Source organism: Sphingomonas sp. PP-F2F-G114-C0414 (assembly GCF_003688595.1).
Lineage (GTDB): Bacteria > Pseudomonadota > Alphaproteobacteria > Sphingomonadales > Sphingomonadaceae > Sphingomonas.
The window spans coordinates 197,227-213,278 of record NZ_RCWT01000013.1 but is presented as its reverse complement, the minus strand read 5'-3'; the positions used below and the strand labels follow the sequence as shown (position 1 = coordinate 213,278).

Genomic DNA, 16,052 nt, shown 5'->3' with positions numbered 1-16,052 from the left:
ATCTTTCACTTTAGTTGGTACCGGGAAGATCGACGTGGATCCGCCGGAATCGCGCCTCGACCAGGCTGTAGGCGCCGAACAGCGCCAGCCCGATCCCGGTCAGCGCGAGCAGCCACGTGCCGCCCGGTTGCGATTGCAGCCGCTCCAACGCCTCCGCCACGCCGCCCGCGTCGCTCGCATGCGCGGTCCAGGCGGCGAGCGCGAACAGTCCCGCGACGATCAGGAACACCAGTGCGCGGGCGCCGTAGCCGATCCGGCCCATCGTGCAGACGTAACCGGGGGCCGGCGCATCGCCGCGCAGGTCGTGGATGAAGTCGCCGCGCCACGCCTTTTGCGCCTGCTGGAACGCCGCGACGAGGATCCCGACTGCGACCGCGCCGACCAGAACGCGCCCGGCCGGCTGGTCGAGCAGCAACGCGGTCCAGTCGCGCGCGCTCTCGTCGCCGGGCGAGACGGCGGCGTCGCGCGATCCGGTCTTCATCGCGAGCTTCGCGGCGGTCCAGGCTAGGATCAGGTGCGCGATCCCGCTGACGACGTGACCGATCCGCTTGAGGCTGCCCTTGACGTCGCTACCGATCTGCTCGGGATTCGCGGCCGCCTCGGTCAGCCGCCAGATCGCGTAGCCGAGCAGGCCGGCGGCGACGATCGCGAGTAGCACCGGCCCGAACGCCTCGTCCGCGATCGACCCGATCGCGCCCTGGTTGTCGGCGATCCTGCCACCGCGGAGTGCCGCATCGACCGCGAACCACCCGACCAGCAGGTACACCACGCCGCGCGCGGCAAAGCCGAGCTTGGCGAGCAATGTCGCATTCGCATCCGAGATCATGACAGCCCCTTTGTTACGGGGGCATAACGGCGCGGGGAGCGTGACGTTCCGGCGTTGGGTGAGGGGAGGGCCGTCGTCTTCATCATTGGAAGGGTGATGCTAGGTGATAGGTGTGTCGGGCGTGAGATCATCGCGCCGTGCGCCGTCGAGCGTCTTCTCGATCCGAGCCTTCGCGCTCGCGTCGGCCGCCTTCTCCGCAACCGTCCGCCCGAACAGCCTGCGGTTCTGATCCGCGCGGACCAAAGCCTCGTCTCGCGCGCGTTGCTTCCGGACTAGCCGCAGGTTGATCACGTCACCCACGCCCTGCGCTCCGCGCCCGCCAGTCGGCGGCGCTCTGACCCCAATCGTCCACCGGCAGCGCTTCGAGCGGCGGGGGGAGTGTCGTTCGGCCGCGGTTGGTCGACCCGAGCCGCCGCGCGAGCGCGATCGACTCCACGTTGTCGGGCGCGATGGTGTGGATGATGTCGGTCCAGCCGAGCACATCCACCGCATAGTCGATCGTCGCCGTCGCAGCCTCGCGCGCGAACCCGCGACCGGCGAACTGCGATGCGAGTCCCCAGCCAATCTCCGTCCCCGGCCAGTCTTCGGGCTGCCACGGGCCGACGCGGCCGATCCATTCGCCGGTATCGCGCAGCGTCACCGCGAACATCGAGAAGCCACGAATGCTCCACGAGCCCGCCATCGCGCACAGACCGCGCCACGCGACGCTGCGCGACTGGACGCCGCCGAGATGACGCATCGTCACGGGATCGGCGTGGAACGCATACCACGCCTCGGCATCCTCCGGTCCCAAGGGCCGGAGCAACAGGCGCTCCGTCAGGAGCACCGGCGCGGTCATGCGATGAAGCGGTCCTTGAGCGCCAGCATCGCCAGCGCGGCCTTTGCCGCACCGCCGCCCTTGTCGCCTTCGGTGGGCTTTGCGCGGGTCAGGGCCTGCGCCTCGTTCTCGGTGGTCAGGATGCCGTTGCCGATCGACAGCCCGTCCATCGTCAGCTGCATGATCCCGCGCGCGCTTTCGCCCGCGACGATCTCGAAATGATAGGTCTCGCCGCGGATCACCACGCCAAGCGCGACATAGGCGTCGAACGTCTCGCTCTCCGCCGCCAGCGCGATCGCGCCGGGGACTTCGAGCGCGCCGGGCACGGTGATCGTCTCGTGGGTGTGGCCGGCGGCTTCGATCGCGGCCTTCGCACCCTCGACCAGCAGGTCGTTGAGGTGATCGTAGAACCGGGCTTCGACGATGAGGAGATGCGCCATCAGTTGCTCTTTTCGGTGTTCAGGGACGCGATCGGGCGCTCGCCGACGATCGACAGGCCATAGCCGTCGAGGCCGACCAGCGTGTGATGCGTGTTGGTGATCAGTACCATGTCGTGGACGCCGAGTTCGGTCAGGATCATCGCGCCGACGCCGTAGTCGCGCAGTTCCTCCATGTCCGGGGTGATCTCCGCGCCGGCCTTCTTCATGACCGCGGAGGTGAAGGTGTTGCTGCGCGGACGGTTGATCACGACGATCACGCCCGCGCCTTCGTCTGCGATCATCTGCATCGATCGCGCGAGAATGCGACCGCGTTCGCCCGATTCGCCGAAGATGTCCGCGAACGGCGACAGTGCGTGCATGCGGACCAGTGTCGGCTTGGCGGGGTCGATCTTGCCTTTGACCAGCGCGACCTGCTCGGTGCCGGTCGCCTTGTTCCAGAACGTCAACGCGCTCCAGTCGCCACCCCATTCTGAGGTGAACTTGGCCTCGGCGCGCTTCTCGACGAGGTGATCGTGGCGGCGGCGATAGGCGATCAGGTCGCGGATCGTGCCGATCTTGACGTTGTGGAACTGCGCGAAGGTGACGAGGTCATCCATCCGCGCCATCGTGCCGTCCTCGTTCATGATCTCGCAGATCACGCCCGAGGGGTTGAGCCCGGCGAGGCGCGCGACGTCGACCGCCGCTTCGGTATGACCGGCGCGCACGAGCACGCCGCCGTCGCGCGCAACCAGCGGGAAGACGTGGCCGGGGGTGACGATGTCCGGCTTGCCCTTGGTCGCATCGACCGCCACCGCGATGGTGCGCGCGCGATCGGCGGCCGAGATGCCGGTCGTGACGCCTTCGAGCGCCTCGATCGACACGGTGAACGCAGTCTCGTGCCGCGTGCCGTTGTTGCGGCTCATCAGCTCGAGCCCTAGCTCCTCGGTCCGCTCCCTGGTCAGCGCGAGGCAGATCAGGCCGCGACCGAACTTCGCCATGAAGTTGATCTTCTCCGGGGTCGCCATCTGCGCTGGGATGACGAGGTCGCCCTCGTTCTCGCGATCCTCGTCATCGACCAGGATGAACATCCGGCCGTTGCGCGCCTCGTCGATGATCTCTTCGGGGCTGGAGAGATAGCCATGCTTCAGACGGGCCAATTCGGACGAACGTTCAGCGGGCAGCGGCACGGTAATGCTCCATTCTTTGGAGGTAACGGGCGAGGACGTCGATCTCGATGTTGACCGATTGTTCCACGTGGATCGTTCCGAGCGTGGTGACGCTCCAGGTATGCGGGATGATGTTTAGGCCGAATTCGACCTCTCCGTCGACGTCGCGGACGCTGTTGACGGTAAGCGATACGCCGTCGACCGTCACCGAACCCTTGGGGGCGATGAACGGCGCGATATCCGCGCCGGCGCGGATCGTGACGCGGTGCGATCCGCCGTCCTCGCTCACAGCCACGACGGTGCCGAGGCCGTCGACATGGCCGGTGACGATATGGCCACCGAGTTCGTCGCCGAGTTTCATCGCGCGTTCGAGGTTGAACTGGCGTCCTTCGGTCCACTGATCCTTGGCGGTGCGGCTGATCGTCTCGCCCGAGACGTCGACCGCGAACCAGCCCCCCTGGGCATCGGTGCCCTTGTCGACGACGGTCAGGCAGACGCCGGAGCACGAGATCGACGCGCCGAGATCGACGGTCTCGGTATCGTAGGCGGTGCGGACGACGATGCGCGTGTCGCCGGGCGACTCCACGCGCGCGACCGTGCCGATGTCGGTGATGATTCCGGTGAACATTATGCCTCGTTTCGTTCGCGCTCGTAGACCTCGAGCCGGTCCATGCCAAGTTGCCGCGCATCGAATGGCGTCCAGCGAGCATGCGCTGCGCTCAGGTCGGTGAGGCCGATGTCGCGGAGTGCGGGCTTGCCGCCGCCGATCAGGATCGGCGCACGGTAGAGAAGGAGCCGGTCGACCAGTTCGGCCGCGAGGAACGCCGACGCTACGGCCGCGCCGCCCTCGACGAGGATATGGTCGACGCTTGGGAGGGTGGCGATATCGCGCGGAGCGGCGATGACGGTCCAACCGGGCACGTCTTCGGCAGTCGAAGATAAAAGCACCCGCATCGGTCCGCGGTCTTCCAGACCCGGCAACCGCACATCGAGTCGCGGTGAATCTGCGTCATACGTACCGCGGCCAACGAGAATCGCCTCGTGCCGACTCCGCTCGAGATGCGCGTGCATCCGCGCCTGCGGACCGGTGATCCAGCGACTCGACCCGTCCGCCATCGCGATGCAGCCGTCGAGCGATGTCGCGAGCTTCAGGGTGACGTGCGGACGGCCGAGCGCCTGCCGGGTGAGAAAGCCGGCCATCGAACGGCGGGCCTCGTTCGCACGAACACCCCGCGTCACCGCAATGCCAGCGGCCTCCAGCCGGGTAAAACCCTGGCCTGCCGTTCGTGCGTCGGGGTCTCCGAGGGCGGCAACGACACGCGCAACGTCCGCCTCGATCATCAAGTCGCTGCACGCTGGCCCACGCGGGGACTGATGCGCGCAGGGTTCGAGTGTGACGTAGGCCGTAGCCCCTCGCGCGTTCGCACCAGCTTCGGCCAGCGCCATCGCCTCGGCATGCGGACGTCCGCCGACCTGCGTCCAGCCGCGCCCGACCACGCGGTCTTCGCGCACGATCACGCAGCCGACATTGGGGTTGGGCGCGGTCCGTCCTCTGCCGCGCTCGGCCAGTGCCAGCGCGGTGCCCATCCAGCGGGTATCCGCCTGGGTCAGATGCCCATGGCCTTCAGCTTGTCGTCCAGCCGCTTGAACGACGCGCGCTGTGCGTCCTCGCGCGCCTTTTGCTCGGCGAGTGCCTTGGCCTTGATCGGCGCGTCGATCTTCTGCTGCGCGATGATCTGCGCATCGGTGCGATCCGCGGGCCATTGCTCGACGTAGATGATCTTCGGGCGGTATTCCTTCTCGACGTACGAATCCTTCATGAACGCGTAGATCAGGAAGCTGGTGACGCAGAGCGCCGCCACGAGAAAGATGAGCTCGTACGGCCGGCGCTGGCTGAGAAAGAGCCGCAGGTCGCGATAGGCGACGATCGGCGTGAAACGACTGAAAAAGCCCATGCGCGCCAAGATAGGGGGGCGGAGCCGGCTAGGCCAGCCCCGCACCTCGCAACCTTCAGTTCTGGAGCACGAACGTCAGCGCCATCGATCGCCACGCCTCGACCGGGACGCCATCGCGCGTCGCCGGCTTGAACCGCCACTTTGCCAGCGCACGGTCGAGCGTCGCGCGGTAGAACGCGTCGGTGGTCGCGCTGACCCGCTCGACCTGCTTCACGCGACCGTCGACACCGACAAGCACGCGCACCACGACCTTGCCCTCGCGTTCGGCGCGGCGTTCCTCGGACGGGTAACTCGGCTGGAAATCGGCGGCGTAGCGCGGGTCGATGCCGGGCTGGACGAACAGCGGCGGCAGTTTCGGCGGATCGACCGCGACGGTGCCGGTGCCCGTGCCTTCGACTCCGATCGGCGGCATGTAAGGGAGCGGATCGGGGACGACCGTGAAGCCGGTCTCCGTCTGCGTCGGTACCCGCGGGATCGGTGCGTCGGGACGCGGGGCAGGGCGCGGTTGCTGGCGGATCAGCGGATCTGCGGGCGGGGTTGGCTCGGGCGGCGGCGGCGGGGTGTACGGCACATAGGTGACGAGCGGCTTGTCGGGCACGAACGGCAGCACGTTGGGCGCTGCGAAGAACAAGGCTCCGATCACCGCGCAGTTGATCGCCAGCGCGACGCCAAGGCTCCCGGGATTGAATCCGCCCGTCCGGTTCAGTCGATCAGCGTACATTACCGTCTCCTTCGCATCTCCTCGAGGATGGCGGCGACATAGGTACCGCCGGCTGGGATGGTACATCATTACATTTTGGTGGCAAGGAGTTTGGAGGTGGGGTGCGGGGATTGTGGTGGTGCTATTGCATCGGCATTCGATCGGTGCCGGCTGCGGTCGCGATTGACTGATCGTCGGAATGGTTCTGCGCACCAATCCGACCGGTTAGGCAGCATGCCCCCCAACGCCGCCACCCCGGCGGAGGCCGGGGCCCAGTTGGGTTACGTTGCTAACTGAAGCCGGCGCTTCGTCACTGCGGCCTTTCCAACTGGGCCCCGGCCTTCGCCGGGGTAGTGGTGAGAGGGAAAGGCGGTGCTTTTTCGAGCGCGGGCAAAGTGACTGCCGGCAAAGTATAGTCTGTAACTATCGGATCGACCGCAGCCCGTTCTTCCTTGTTCTGCCGCGAAGGCGGGAGCCCAGACTGGACTCTCGCCTTCGCGGGAGAACATGCTTTTTTGGCGAACTTCGAGGACCTCGATCAGCGCGCCGCGAGTCGCTCCAGCGCCCGCTCGCGCCCGATCAGCGGCAGCAGCGCCGCCATGTCCGGCCCATGATCGCGCCCCGTCAGCGCCAGCCGCAACGGCAGGAACAACGCCTTCCCCTTACGCCCCGTCTCCGCCTTCAACCGAGCCGTCAGCGCGTGCCAGGGATCGCTCGACCAGTCGATCTCCCCAGCCGCCAACAGCGCCTGATCGAGATACGCCGCGTCGATATCGCCCTCGACGGCGATCGGCCCCTCGATCACGCCCCACCAGTCCGCCGCATCCGCCAGCGTCACGAGGTTCGGCCGCACCGCGTCCCAAGCCGCCACATCCATGCCCCCAGGCAACCGCGCGGCCACCGCCTCGAACGGCAGCGCATGCAAAATCCGCGCGTTCAACGCCGTCAGTTCGGCCTCGTCGAACCGCGCCGGCGCGCGCCCGAACCGGGCAAAGTCGAACCCAGCGATCAGCGGCGTGGCGTCGGCGATCGGCTCGACCGGGTCGCTCGTCCCGATCCGCGCGAGCAGCGCACGCACCGCCTGTGGCTCGATCCCGACCTCGCGGAAATGATCGACGCCGAGCGAACCGAGCCGCTTCGACAGTTTCCCCTCCGCCCCGGTCAGCAACGCCTCGTGCGCGAACCGCGGCGGCGCGACGCCGAGCGCGGCAAACATCTGCAACTGCAGTGCGGTGTTCGACACGTGATCCTCGCCGCGCACGACATGCGTAACCCCCATCTCGGCATCGTCGATCGCCGACGGAAGCATATACAGCCACGATCCGTCCGCGCGGCGGATGACCGGGTCGCTCATCGTCTTCGCCTCGAAATGCGCCACGCCGCGGATCAGGTCGTCCCACGCGATCGCCGAGTCGTGATCGAGCTTGAACCGCCAGTGCGGCTTCACGCCGTCCGCTTCCAGCTTCGCCCGCGCGTGGTCGTCCAACGCCAGCGCCGCGCGATCATAGATCGGCGGCAATCCGCGCCCGGCCTGGATCTTGCGCTTCAGGTCGAGCTCCTGCGTGGTCTCGTACGCGGGATACACGTGTCCGCTCGCGACCAGCGCCGCGAACCGCGCCTCGTACAAAGCGAACCGCGCCGACTGCCGCTGCTCCGCGTCGGGCGTCATCCCGAGCCAGTCGAGATCGGCGCGGATCGCGTCGACGAAGCGCTCTTCGCTGCGTTCGGGATCGGTATCGTCGATCCTGAGCACGAACTTGCCGCCCTGCGCGCGCGCGAACATCCAGTTGTGGAGCGCGGTCCGGATATTGCCGACATGCAGCCGGCCGGTGGGCGAGGGGGCGAAACGGGTGATCACGGTCATCTCGCCGCTCTACTGGGAGTGCGTCGGCGGGCAAACCCTTCCACCACACGATTCGTGCGCCTAAGGGGTTCGCGTGATCGAGCGGGGAAGACTTTCATGAAACTGATGACCGGCAATTCGAACCTGCCTCTCGCGCAGGAGATCGCCGCCTATCTCGAAACCCCGCTGACCGACGTCAGCGTGCGGCGGTTCGCGGACGAGGAGGTCTTCGTCGAGATCAACGAGAACGTCCGCGGCGAGGACGTGTTCGTGATCCAGTCGACCGGCTACCCCGCCAACGACAATCTCATGGAATTGCTGATCATGATCGACGCGCTCAAGCGTGCGTCGGCGCGCCGCATCACCGCGGTGATCCCGTACATGGGCTACGCAAGGCAGGACCGGAAGCCGGGCCCGCGCACGCCGATCTCGGCCAAGCTCGTCGCCAACCTGATCACCGTCGCGGGCGCGAACCGCGTGCTGTCGGTCGACCTGCATGCCGGCCAGATCCAGGGCTTCTTCGATATCCCGACCGACAATCTCTATGCGGCGCCGGTGATGTCCGCGGATATCCTCGCGCGGTTCAAGGGCAAGAATTTGATGGTCGTGTCGCCCGACGTCGGCGGCGTAGTGCGTGCGCGCGTGCTCGCCAAGCGGCTCGACAACGCGCCGCTCGCGATCGTCGACAAGCGCCGCGAGCGCGCGGGCGAGTCGGAGGTGATGAACATCATCGGCGAGGTCGAGGGACGCTTCTGCATCCTGGTCGACGATATCGTCGATTCGGCTGGCACGCTGTGCAACGCGGCGGCGGCGTTGAAGGAAGCGGGCGCGGAGGACGTCGTCGCCTATGTCACGCACGGCGTGCTGTCGGGGGGTGCGGTAGCGCGCGTCGAGGGCTCGGAACTGCGCGAACTCGTGATCACCGACTCGATCGGCAACCACGACGTGATCAAGGGCGCGCACGGCAAGATCCGCCACCTCCAGATCGCGCCGTTGCTCGGCGAGGCGATCAAGCGGATTGCGGACGAGACGTCAGTGTCGAGCCTGTTTGACTGATGACGGGCGCAGGCGCGGCCACGTCCGCGCCGATGCCCGCGATAGCGGGCAGCGCCCGGCACGGCCGGCGGTCGGCTAATGCCGAACCGTCCGACGACGGCTTTGCCGACGGCGCGCCAACTGGCACCACCTCTGCCTCCGTCATCCTGACGAAAGTCAGGACCCAGAGCCACCGGCGTCATCGTTCGTAACCCTGGGTCCTGACTTTCGTCAGGATGACGGAAAGGGTTCGTGGTCGCCGTCACGCCTTCTCACAGCCGCAGATACGAAAAGACCCGCGGCACTCGGCGTGCCGCGGGTCTTTTCACGATACCAATCCCAAGAGCCAATCAGCCCTCGTAATCGGCACCCAGATTCTGGTTCCGCGGCGGCGCGGCGGCGGTCAGGCGAAGCGCCTCGGCCGACGCCGACAGGCTGCCCACAGCATCGACCTCGTCGTCATCGTCGACGCGAACCTTCTGCAGGCCCTGAATGACCTGTTCCTTCAGATGCGCCGGCTTGACGTTCTCGTCGGCGATCTCGCGCAGCGCGACGACGGGGTTCTTGTCGCGGTCGCGCTCGAGCGTCAGTTCGGCGCCGCCCGAGATCTGGCGCGCACGCTGGGCCGCGAACAACACCAGGTCGAACCGGTTGGGGATCTTGTCGACACAATCCTCGACGGTAACGCGCGCCATGCGGCTTCCTTCGTAACAACGATAGAATGAGAATGCGTCGCCTACGAGCGATACCCCGCAAAGTCAAGAAATGCGGCGGACGCGCCCGCGGGTTGCCACCGACGCCCCCCATGTCCATCACGCGGCGCATGGACGATCCCGCCGAACAACCGCGCTTCACCGTCGATGGCAACCGGCTGACGCTGCTCGACACCGGCCCCCGGCGGCTCGATGCGGTGCTCGCGCTGATCGACGGCGCCGAGCGGACGCTGCGCGTACTCTATTACATCTACGCCGACGATGACTCGGGCAAGCGCGTCAACGCCGCGCTGATCGCGGCCGCCCAGCGCGGGGTCGAGGTCGCGCTGATCGTCGACGGCTTCGGCAGCGACGATGCGCCGCACGCGTTCTTCGAGCCGTTGGAAACCGTCGGCATCTCGGTCTGTCGCTTCTCCGCCAGATTCGGTCGCCGCTACCTGCTACGCAACCACCAGAAGCTCGCGCTCGCCGACGAAGCCCGGATCATCATCGGCGGCTTCAACATCGAGGACGATTATTTCGGCACCGCCGCCGACCAGGCGTGGCGCGATCTGGGCTTGCTGGTCGAGGGGGCCGCGGCTGGCCGGCTGGCGGGATATTTCGACGCGCTGAAGGAGTGGATCCACGAGCCCAAAGGCAAGCTCCGACACCTGACGGCAGCGTTGGCGAAGTGGAGTGAGACTCAAGGACCGACGCGCTGGCTGATCGGCGGGCCGACGCGAAAGCTCTCGCCCTGGGCACGCGCGGTGCGCGACGACATGCGGCGTGGCCGGCGGATCGACGTCATCGCGGGCTATTTCACGCCGAGCCCTGCGCTGCTGCGGCGGCTCGATCACGCCGGCCGTCGCAATGCCGGGGTCCGCGTCGTCACCGCGAGCAAATCGGACAACAACGCGACGATCGCCGCGGCGCGGTTCACCTATGCGGGTCTGTTGCGCAAGGGCGTGCGGCTGTTCGAATACCAGCCGACCAAGCTGCATACCAAGCTCTACGTGATCGACGACGTCGTCCATATCGGCTCGGCGAACTTCGACATGCGCAGCCTGTTCATCAACATGGAACTGATGCTGCGGATCGAGGACGCGGCGTTCGCGGGCCATGTCCGGCGCTATGTCGACGGCGAGGTCGCGAAGTCGGTCGAGGTGACTGCGGCGCTGTACAAGGCGAACACCGGCTGGATGCAGCGGTTGAAGCAGCTCGGCGCGTATTTCCTGGTCGCGGTGGTGGACCCGAGCCTGTCGCGCGGGCTGAACTTCGGGATCGACGAGTAAGGGGGGCGGCGGGGTCGAGGACTTCGCCCCCCCCTTCTGTCATCCTGACGAAAGTCAGGACCCAGAGCCACACAGAACAGCGTTAGCGCCCCTGGGGCCAGACTTGGACCACATCAGCGCCGACGGCAAAGCCGCCGTCGGACGGGTTCGGCTAGTTCTAGCCGACCCGCCGTCCGGGCCTGACGCTGCGCCTACGCTGCGCCTACGCTTCGCTTGCGCATCGGCGCGGGCGTGGCCGCGCCTGCGTCAGGCCTTCCACGCCCAGTACAGCTGGGCGGGCGGCACGTTCCACCACTCCATGTCGTGGTCGATCGACTCGAAATGCGGCGTCAGGAAGTCCTTCACCTTGGGCGAGAACTGATAGACCAGGAACGCGCCACCGATGCGCAGGACAGACTGCGTCGCCGCCGCGATCGCCGGGCCGATGCCAGCCGGCAGCGTCGAGAACGGCAGCCCGGAGAGCACGTAGTCGGCCTTCTCGAAGCCATGGTCGGCGACGATCGTCTCGACCGCGTCGGCCGAGCCCAGCACCGCGACGAACCGCGGATCGGTGATCGTGTGACGCAGATACTGGATGAATTCCGGATTGGTATCGATCACGATCAGCGTCGCATCGGGCGCCATCCGGTCGAGGATCGGCCGGCAGAACGTACCGACGCCCGGGCCGTATTCGACGAACAGCTTGCAGTTCGCCCAGTCGACCGGCCCCAGCATTTTCCGAATCAGCTTGTCCGACGACGGCACGATCGAGCCGACCATGACCGGGTGTTTCAGGAACCCCGAAAAGAACATCTGCCACGGGGACGGCACGCCTGCAGGGCGGCTGCGCGCACGCCGGGTGGCGGTGGTCGAACTGGGCATCGCATTCCTTACGGTCAGGGGTCCCGCACGCTGGCGAGGCTTTGGCCCTCCCGTCGCACGAATTCCGAACGCGTTTCAAGGCCGCGGGTTGCATCGGGCGACGAACCGAAGGCGAAGTCGTGCCGCGCCAAGCGGTTCCGCCCGCCTTGCCGCGACCTCAACCCCTAGCTTGTCCCTTGGCTTGCCAAGCGTACCGCATCGCTTAAGCACGGATCATGAACGACGATCGTACAGGCCAGATTGCGGTTATTTTCACGTCGATCCGTAACGGCGCAGACGCCGCCGGCTATGGCGAGGCGGCGGCGGCGGCGGCGATGGACGCGCTGGCCGCCGCACAGCCCGGCTATCGCGGTGTCGACAGCGCACGCGAAGCGGACGGCAGGGGGATCACGGTCAGCTATTGGGCCGACGACGCCGCGGCGATCGCCTGGCGCGACCATCCCGAGCACACCGCGATTCGCGAGCGCGGGCGGTCACTCTGGTACGACCACTATTCGGTGACCGTGACCCGGGTCGAGCGCGCCTATGCCTGGACGCGGCCATGATCGAAGCCTCGACGGACGGCCCGAAGATCGACCGCCGCTTCGCGCTGATGTTCCTCGTCATGCTGACGATCGCGGCGGGCAACACCGCGCTGCAATCGGTGCTGCCCGCGCTCGGGCGATCGCTGGGGGTTGCGGACAGCGCGGTGGCGGCGGCGTTCTCGGTATCGGCGCTGCTGTGGGTGATCGCCGCGCCGTTCTGGGCGAACCGGTCGGACCGGCACGGTCGGCGCGCGATGATCCTGCTCGGGGTCGGCGGGTTCAGCGTATCGCTGACGCTGTGCGGCGTGTTCCTGCTGGCCGGGATCAACGCGTGGATCGGCGGCACGACCGCGTTCCTGTGCTTCATCGGCGGCCGGCTGATCTACGGCACGTTCGGCGCAGCCGCACCGCCGGCGGTACAGGCGCTCGTCGCCGGCGAGACGACGCGCGAGGAACGGACCAAGGCGCTGACCCTGCTCGCCTCGGCGTTCGGGCTCGGCACCATCCTGGGGCCGGCGATCGCGCCGTACCTGATCCTCGGCTCGATCGCCGGAGTCGAGATCGGGCTGGCGGGCCCGGCGTTCCTGTTCGCCGTGTTCGGCGTGGCGGTGTGGATCACGGTGCGGCGGATGCTGCCGGACGACAAGATCGTCGCCCCGCACGAGACGCACGGCGCGAGTTCGGCCTACCCCTCGATCGGCGGCGCCCCGACCGGCGCCTCGGTCGCCGCCGCCACCGGATCGCATGTCGAGCATGTCGGCTATACCGATCCCCGGATCCGCGCGTGGATGATCGCCGGGCTGGTGATGGGCCACGCGCAGGCGATGACGGGCCAGGCGATCGGCTTCCTCGTGATCGACCGCCTCCACCTCGCCCCCGCACTCGCACTGGAGCCCACCGGCATCGTCCTGATGATGGGCGCCGGCGCCGCATTGCTCGCGCAATGGGGCATCATCCCGCGTCTCAACATGACGCCGCGCCAGCTCGTGCTGACCGGACTGGTCCTGGCGGCGGCCGGCACCGCGCTGACCGGGCTCGCGACGTCGCTCTACACGATCGCGACCGCCTACGCGCTGGCCAGCCTCGGCTTCGGCTTCACGCGCCCGGGCTTCACCGCCGGGTCGTCATTGGCGGTAGGCGCGAACGCCCAAGGCTCGGTCGCCGGCAAGGTGACGTCGATCAACGGCGCGAGCTTCGTGCTGGGTCCGTCGATCGGCGTCGGCCTGTACGAAGCCCAGCACGCGCTACCCTATCTCGTCGCGGGCGCGGCCTGCGTGATGATGATCGGCTACGCGTACGTCGCGTTGCGCGATGTGCAATAAGATCGGCTAGGCCAAGACCGCCCGTTCGATGTTCGATAGTCTGGACACGCCCACACCCGGACGTTCAGGCTAGCGATCCGAGCTACCAACAACGGCTATTCGTTAAGCGGCATCTTTCCCGTTTCTCCGTCTTCGATTGGCCATTTCGGGAAAGAGCAATTGGGAACAGATTTCGCGAAAGCGAAACTCGCAGACGTCCGTCAACGCGATCGAGGCGGCGAGATTCCACCAGACGTTCCTTTACGGGAACGTCGTGTTCACTTTTCCCGACCTTGCCTATCAAGCGCGAACGTCTGTTCAAGACCGACTCCTGCGAGACGGGCGGTTGCGAGCAGGCGATCAAAATTGTGCCCGTTACGGGCGCTGGCGGACAGCCCGGCCATTACGGTGCTCATATAATCTTGGATACACGCGGCTTGATCGGGATGCCGGGCGGCAATGAATCGATAAATCGCCTCCTCCCCAGCCGTAATGAAAGCGCCAGCAGCGCCTTTTGCTTCTCGGTCGGCGCAGCGCGCACCCTCGATGACGAGGCAACCCGCCGCGCCGGGATCGGCTGCGTAGCGCCGGGCCGCCTCTTCCAGCACCGCCACGAGACATTCCGCGATCGGTCGGTCCGCGCTTAGCAGATCGGGCAGCGGGATCGCGCCCTGGGCGGCATAACGATCGAGGATGCGGCTGTAGAGGTCCGCCTTGCTACCAAAGGCGGCATAGAAGCTGGGCGGATTTATACCGATCGCCTGGGTGAGGTCAGCGACGCTGACCGCATCGTAGCCGCGGGCGTGAAACAGGCGCTGAGCGGTCGCGACCGCTTCGTCCAAGTCGAACTGGCGCGGTCGGCCACGTGTGCGGCGGCTTTCTGTTTGCTCCACTACAAATACCTTGACGCGCGGGTTGAACCATTTATGTAGCGGATCGTAAGTTATGGATCAAGGAGGGTGCGATGGGTGCGTTCGAGGGAAAATCCGTTCTTGTGCTTGGTGGTAGCCGCGGAATCGGGGCGGCAATCGTTCGGCGCTTTGCAGCGGATGGCGCGACCGTGGTCTTCACCTATTCCGGCTCGCGAGACGCAGCCGAAGCGTTGGCGGCCGAGACGCGCAGCACGGCCGTGGAGACGGACAGCGCGGATCGCGACGCGGTGATCGCCCGCGTGAAGGACAGCGGCGCGCTCGACGTGCTGGTCGTCAATGCCGGCATCGCCGTGTTCGGCGACTCGCTGGACCAGGACCCGGACGCGATTGACCGGCTGTTCCGGATCAATGTTCACGCGCCGTATCATGCATCGGTCGAGGCGGCGCGCCAGATGCCCGAGGGCGGGCGCATTATCGTTATCGGATCGGTGAACGGCGATCGGATGCCCGTTCCCGGCATGGCGGCTTACGCGCTCAGCAAGTCAGCGCTGCAAGGGATGGCACGTGGGCTGGCACGCGACTTCGGGCCTCGCGGGATTACGATCAACGTCGTGCAACCCGGTCCGATCGACACCGACGCCAACCCGGCAGACGGACCGATGAAGGACCTGCTGCACGGCTTCATGGCGATCAAGCGTCACGGCCGGCCGGAGGAGGTCGCGGGAATGGTGGCATGGCTCGCCGGACCGGAGGCAGGGTTCGTAACCGGCGCCATGCACACCATCGACGGCGCGTTCGGTGCCTGATCCGTTGGAGCGATCAACTATGGCCACCATCGGCATCATTGGTGCGGGGGAGGTCGGCAGCCAGATCGCCCGCGCCGCCATCGCGAACGGCTACCGGGTGGTGATCGCCAACTCGCGCGGGCCGGATACATTGGCCCGCCTGGTCGCCGAACTCGGACCTGACGCGCGCGCTGCGACCGCTGCCGATGCGGCCGAGGCGGGGGATTTCGTCGTGGTGGCGGCCCCCCTCAAGCTCGCCAACGACATGCCGGTCGAGCAACTGGCGGGCAAGATCGTGCTCGACACCAACAACTACATGCCGTGTCGTGACGGGCGCTACGCCGTGGTAGACGTCGGTGAGAAGACGGAGCACGAGCTACGGCAGGAACAGCTCCCCACCTCTAAGGTCGCGAAGGCGTTCACGCACATTCAGGCACCGCGCCTGTTCCTGTCGGCGCGGCCATCTGGCACGCCGGGGCGGCACGCGCTGTCGGTATCAAGCGACCACCCCGAGGCGGTGGAGCTGGTCACGCGGCTTTACGATCAGTTCGGCTTCGATACAGCAGACAACAGTCCACTTAGCGGGTCCTGGCGGAGCGGCCCAGGTCAGCCCGCATGGCACGCGCACGAACATCAGACGCTCCCCGAGTTGATCGTGAACCTTGCCAAGGCGAGACGGCTCCCGCTGAGGTAGAACGGCCGGCTCTGCCTTTCTCGAAACTCGATCCTTTTTGGGAAAGCCGGCAGCTGCCCAACGTCGGATATTGCCACCCGCCCTCCCGAAAGCAGCCGGTCCGGTTTCCTCCCCAACGCAGCCATTCGCTGTCGACGAGGTGGAGTTGTCTCAATCGTTTCGGGAAAGTTGGCGATGCCACAGCACGGCGGCTATTGCCTTGCGCTAGCGGCCGAGGCTTGCATTGCACCCGGGACAGGCACCGGAGTCGGATTATGTGGCTGCATCAGC

General features: G+C 66.9%; 19 protein-coding genes. 6 read left to right on the top strand and 13 right to left on the bottom strand.

The window, feature by feature from the left end; all coding sequences use genetic code 11:
* Positions 1 to 10 precede the first annotated feature (10 nt).
* The 10 genes from C8J47_RS15590 to gltX form a co-directional block, all read right to left on the bottom strand.
* A complete protein-coding gene (locus C8J47_RS15590) occupies positions 11 to 826 on the bottom strand; it encodes a DUF1206 domain-containing protein (protein WP_121886441.1) in 816 nt (271 codons plus the stop codon).
* Between the two features lie 99 nt (positions 827 to 925).
* Complete coding sequence (locus tag C8J47_RS15585; RefSeq protein WP_121886440.1) at positions 926 to 1,126, bottom strand: DUF4169 family protein; 201 nt, start codon at positions 1,124 to 1,126, stop codon at positions 926 to 928.
* A complete protein-coding gene (locus tag C8J47_RS15580) occupies positions 1,119 to 1,664 on the bottom strand; it encodes a GNAT family N-acetyltransferase (protein WP_121886439.1) in 546 nt (181 codons plus the stop codon). The genes C8J47_RS15585 and C8J47_RS15580 overlap by 8 nt, the downstream gene beginning before the upstream one ends.
* Entirely contained in the window at positions 1,661 to 2,083 is a 423-nt protein-coding gene (gene ribH, locus C8J47_RS15575) for a 6,7-dimethyl-8-ribityllumazine synthase (protein ID WP_121886438.1), read from the bottom strand. The genes C8J47_RS15580 and ribH overlap by 4 nt, the downstream gene beginning before the upstream one ends.
* Positions 2,083 to 3,249, bottom strand: a complete 1,167-nt coding sequence (gene ribB, locus C8J47_RS15570) for a 3,4-dihydroxy-2-butanone-4-phosphate synthase (RefSeq protein ID WP_121886437.1) — start codon at positions 3,247 to 3,249, stop codon at positions 2,083 to 2,085. The genes ribH and ribB overlap by 1 nt, the downstream gene beginning before the upstream one ends.
* Positions 3,233 to 3,856 carry a riboflavin synthase gene (locus tag C8J47_RS15565; RefSeq protein ID WP_121886436.1) on the bottom strand — a complete coding sequence of 208 codons (624 nt, stop codon included), beginning with the start codon at positions 3,854 to 3,856 and terminating at the stop codon, positions 3,233 to 3,235. Before C8J47_RS15565 ends, ribB begins: the two co-directional genes overlap by 17 nt.
* Complete coding sequence (gene ribD, locus C8J47_RS15560; protein ID WP_121886525.1) at positions 3,856 to 4,839, bottom strand: bifunctional diaminohydroxyphosphoribosylaminopyrimidine deaminase/5-amino-6-(5-phosphoribosylamino)uracil reductase RibD; 984 nt, start codon at positions 4,837 to 4,839, stop codon at positions 3,856 to 3,858. Before ribD ends, C8J47_RS15565 begins: the two co-directional genes overlap by 1 nt.
* Positions 4,836 to 5,183 carry a hypothetical protein gene (locus tag C8J47_RS15555; RefSeq protein ID WP_056053696.1) on the bottom strand — a complete coding sequence of 116 codons (348 nt, stop codon included), beginning with the start codon at positions 5,181 to 5,183 and terminating at the stop codon, positions 4,836 to 4,838. The genes ribD and C8J47_RS15555 overlap by 4 nt, the downstream gene beginning before the upstream one ends.
* 55 nt (positions 5,184 to 5,238) lie before the next feature.
* Positions 5,239 to 5,904, bottom strand: coding sequence for a TonB family protein (locus C8J47_RS15550; protein ID WP_121886435.1), 666 nt, complete (start codon positions 5,902 to 5,904; stop codon positions 5,239 to 5,241).
* 517 nt (positions 5,905 to 6,421) lie between these two features.
* Positions 6,422 to 7,747, bottom strand: a complete 1,326-nt coding sequence (gene gltX, locus C8J47_RS15545; protein WP_121886434.1) for a glutamate--tRNA ligase — start codon at positions 7,745 to 7,747, stop codon at positions 6,422 to 6,424.
* Positions 7,748 to 7,843: 96 nt separating this feature from the next.
* On the opposite strand from gltX, the gene C8J47_RS15540 reads away from it, so the two are divergent.
* Positions 7,844 to 8,782 carry a ribose-phosphate pyrophosphokinase gene (locus C8J47_RS15540; protein ID WP_056053689.1) on the top strand — a complete coding sequence of 313 codons (939 nt, stop codon included), beginning with the start codon at positions 7,844 to 7,846 and terminating at the stop codon, positions 8,780 to 8,782.
* A gap of 329 nt (positions 8,783 to 9,111) precedes the next feature.
* On the opposite strand, the gene rpoZ is transcribed toward C8J47_RS15540, so the two are convergent.
* Entirely contained in the window at positions 9,112 to 9,456 is a 345-nt protein-coding gene (rpoZ, locus tag C8J47_RS15530; RefSeq protein WP_056053686.1) for a DNA-directed RNA polymerase subunit omega, read from the bottom strand.
* Between the two features lie 128 nt (positions 9,457 to 9,584).
* On the opposite strand from rpoZ, the gene C8J47_RS15525 reads away from it, so the two are divergent.
* Complete coding sequence (locus tag C8J47_RS15525; RefSeq protein WP_121886432.1) at positions 9,585 to 10,745, top strand: phosphatidylserine/phosphatidylglycerophosphate/cardiolipin synthase family protein; 1,161 nt, start codon at positions 9,585 to 9,587, stop codon at positions 10,743 to 10,745.
* A gap of 246 nt (positions 10,746 to 10,991) precedes the next feature.
* Here C8J47_RS15525 and C8J47_RS15520 read toward each other — a convergent pair whose 3' ends face one another.
* Positions 10,992 to 11,606 carry a class I SAM-dependent methyltransferase gene (locus C8J47_RS15520; protein ID WP_121886431.1) on the bottom strand — a complete coding sequence of 205 codons (615 nt, stop codon included), beginning with the start codon at positions 11,604 to 11,606 and terminating at the stop codon, positions 10,992 to 10,994.
* 215 nt (positions 11,607 to 11,821) lie between these two features.
* Here C8J47_RS15520 and C8J47_RS15515 point away from each other — a divergent pair, with 215 nt between their 5' ends.
* Both C8J47_RS15515 and C8J47_RS15510 read left to right on the top strand, forming a co-directional pair.
* Positions 11,822 to 12,151: an antibiotic biosynthesis monooxygenase gene (locus C8J47_RS15515; RefSeq protein WP_121886430.1), complete on the top strand. Its 330-nt coding sequence runs from the start codon at positions 11,822 to 11,824 to the stop codon at positions 12,149 to 12,151.
* Complete coding sequence (locus tag C8J47_RS15510) at positions 12,148 to 13,452, top strand: MFS transporter (protein WP_121886429.1); 1,305 nt, start codon at positions 12,148 to 12,150, stop codon at positions 13,450 to 13,452. Before C8J47_RS15515 ends, C8J47_RS15510 begins: the two co-directional genes overlap by 4 nt.
* A 257-nt stretch (positions 13,453 to 13,709) precedes the next feature.
* On the opposite strand, the gene C8J47_RS15505 is transcribed toward C8J47_RS15510, so the two are convergent.
* Positions 13,710 to 14,273 carry a TetR/AcrR family transcriptional regulator gene (locus tag C8J47_RS15505; protein WP_259467592.1) on the bottom strand — a complete coding sequence of 188 codons (564 nt, stop codon included), beginning with the start codon at positions 14,271 to 14,273 and terminating at the stop codon, positions 13,710 to 13,712.
* A 122-nt stretch (positions 14,274 to 14,395) separates the two neighbouring features.
* Here C8J47_RS15505 and bdcA point away from each other — a divergent pair, with 122 nt between their 5' ends.
* The gene (gene bdcA / locus C8J47_RS15500) at positions 14,396 to 15,109 is read left to right on the top strand and encodes an SDR family oxidoreductase (RefSeq protein WP_121886427.1); all 714 of its coding nucleotides are present in this window, start codon (positions 14,396 to 14,398) and stop codon (positions 15,107 to 15,109) included.
* Positions 15,110 to 15,128: 19 nt separating this feature from the next.
* On the top strand, positions 15,129 to 15,782 hold the full coding sequence (locus tag C8J47_RS15495; protein WP_121886426.1) for an NADPH-dependent F420 reductase: 654 nt from the start codon (positions 15,129 to 15,131) through the stop codon (positions 15,780 to 15,782).
* The last annotated feature ends 270 nt before the right edge of the window (positions 15,783 to 16,052 follow it).

Excerpts from the sequence above, each read along its gene's own strand:
- bdcA (WP_121886427.1), top strand. The coding sequence starts at position 14,396 with ATGGGTGCGTTCGAGGGAAAATCCGTTCTTGTGCTTGGTGGTAGCCGC.
- C8J47_RS15550 (WP_121886435.1), bottom strand. The coding sequence starts at position 5,904 with ATGTACGCTGATCGACTGAACCGGACGGGCGGATTCAATCCCGGGAGC.
- rpoZ (WP_056053686.1), bottom strand. The coding sequence starts at position 9,456 with ATGGCGCGCGTTACCGTCGAGGATTGTGTCGACAAGATCCCCAACCGG.
- C8J47_RS15565 (WP_121886436.1), bottom strand. The coding sequence starts at position 3,856 with ATGTTCACCGGAATCATCACCGACATCGGCACGGTCGCGCGCGTGGAG.
- C8J47_RS15520 (WP_121886431.1), bottom strand. The coding sequence starts at position 11,606 with ATGCCCAGTTCGACCACCGCCACCCGGCGTGCGCGCAGCCGCCCTGCA.
- C8J47_RS15580 (WP_121886439.1), bottom strand. The coding sequence starts at position 1,664 with ATGACCGCGCCGGTGCTCCTGACGGAGCGCCTGTTGCTCCGGCCCTTG.
- C8J47_RS15515 (WP_121886430.1), top strand. The coding sequence starts at position 11,822 with ATGAACGACGATCGTACAGGCCAGATTGCGGTTATTTTCACGTCGATC.
- gltX (WP_121886434.1), bottom strand. The coding sequence starts at position 7,747 with ATGACCGTGATCACCCGTTTCGCCCCCTCGCCCACCGGCCGGCTGCAT.
- ribH (WP_121886438.1), bottom strand. The coding sequence starts at position 2,083 with ATGGCGCATCTCCTCATCGTCGAAGCCCGGTTCTACGATCACCTCAAC.
- C8J47_RS15525 (WP_121886432.1), top strand. The coding sequence starts at position 9,585 with ATGGACGATCCCGCCGAACAACCGCGCTTCACCGTCGATGGCAACCGG.
- C8J47_RS15555 (WP_056053696.1), bottom strand. The coding sequence starts at position 5,183 with ATGGGCTTTTTCAGTCGTTTCACGCCGATCGTCGCCTATCGCGACCTG.
- C8J47_RS15510 (WP_121886429.1), top strand. The coding sequence starts at position 12,148 with ATGATCGAAGCCTCGACGGACGGCCCGAAGATCGACCGCCGCTTCGCG.
- C8J47_RS15540 (WP_056053689.1), top strand. The coding sequence starts at position 7,844 with ATGAAACTGATGACCGGCAATTCGAACCTGCCTCTCGCGCAGGAGATC.
- C8J47_RS15495 (WP_121886426.1), top strand. The coding sequence starts at position 15,129 with ATGGCCACCATCGGCATCATTGGTGCGGGGGAGGTCGGCAGCCAGATC.
- C8J47_RS15590 (WP_121886441.1), bottom strand. The coding sequence starts at position 826 with ATGATCTCGGATGCGAATGCGACATTGCTCGCCAAGCTCGGCTTTGCC.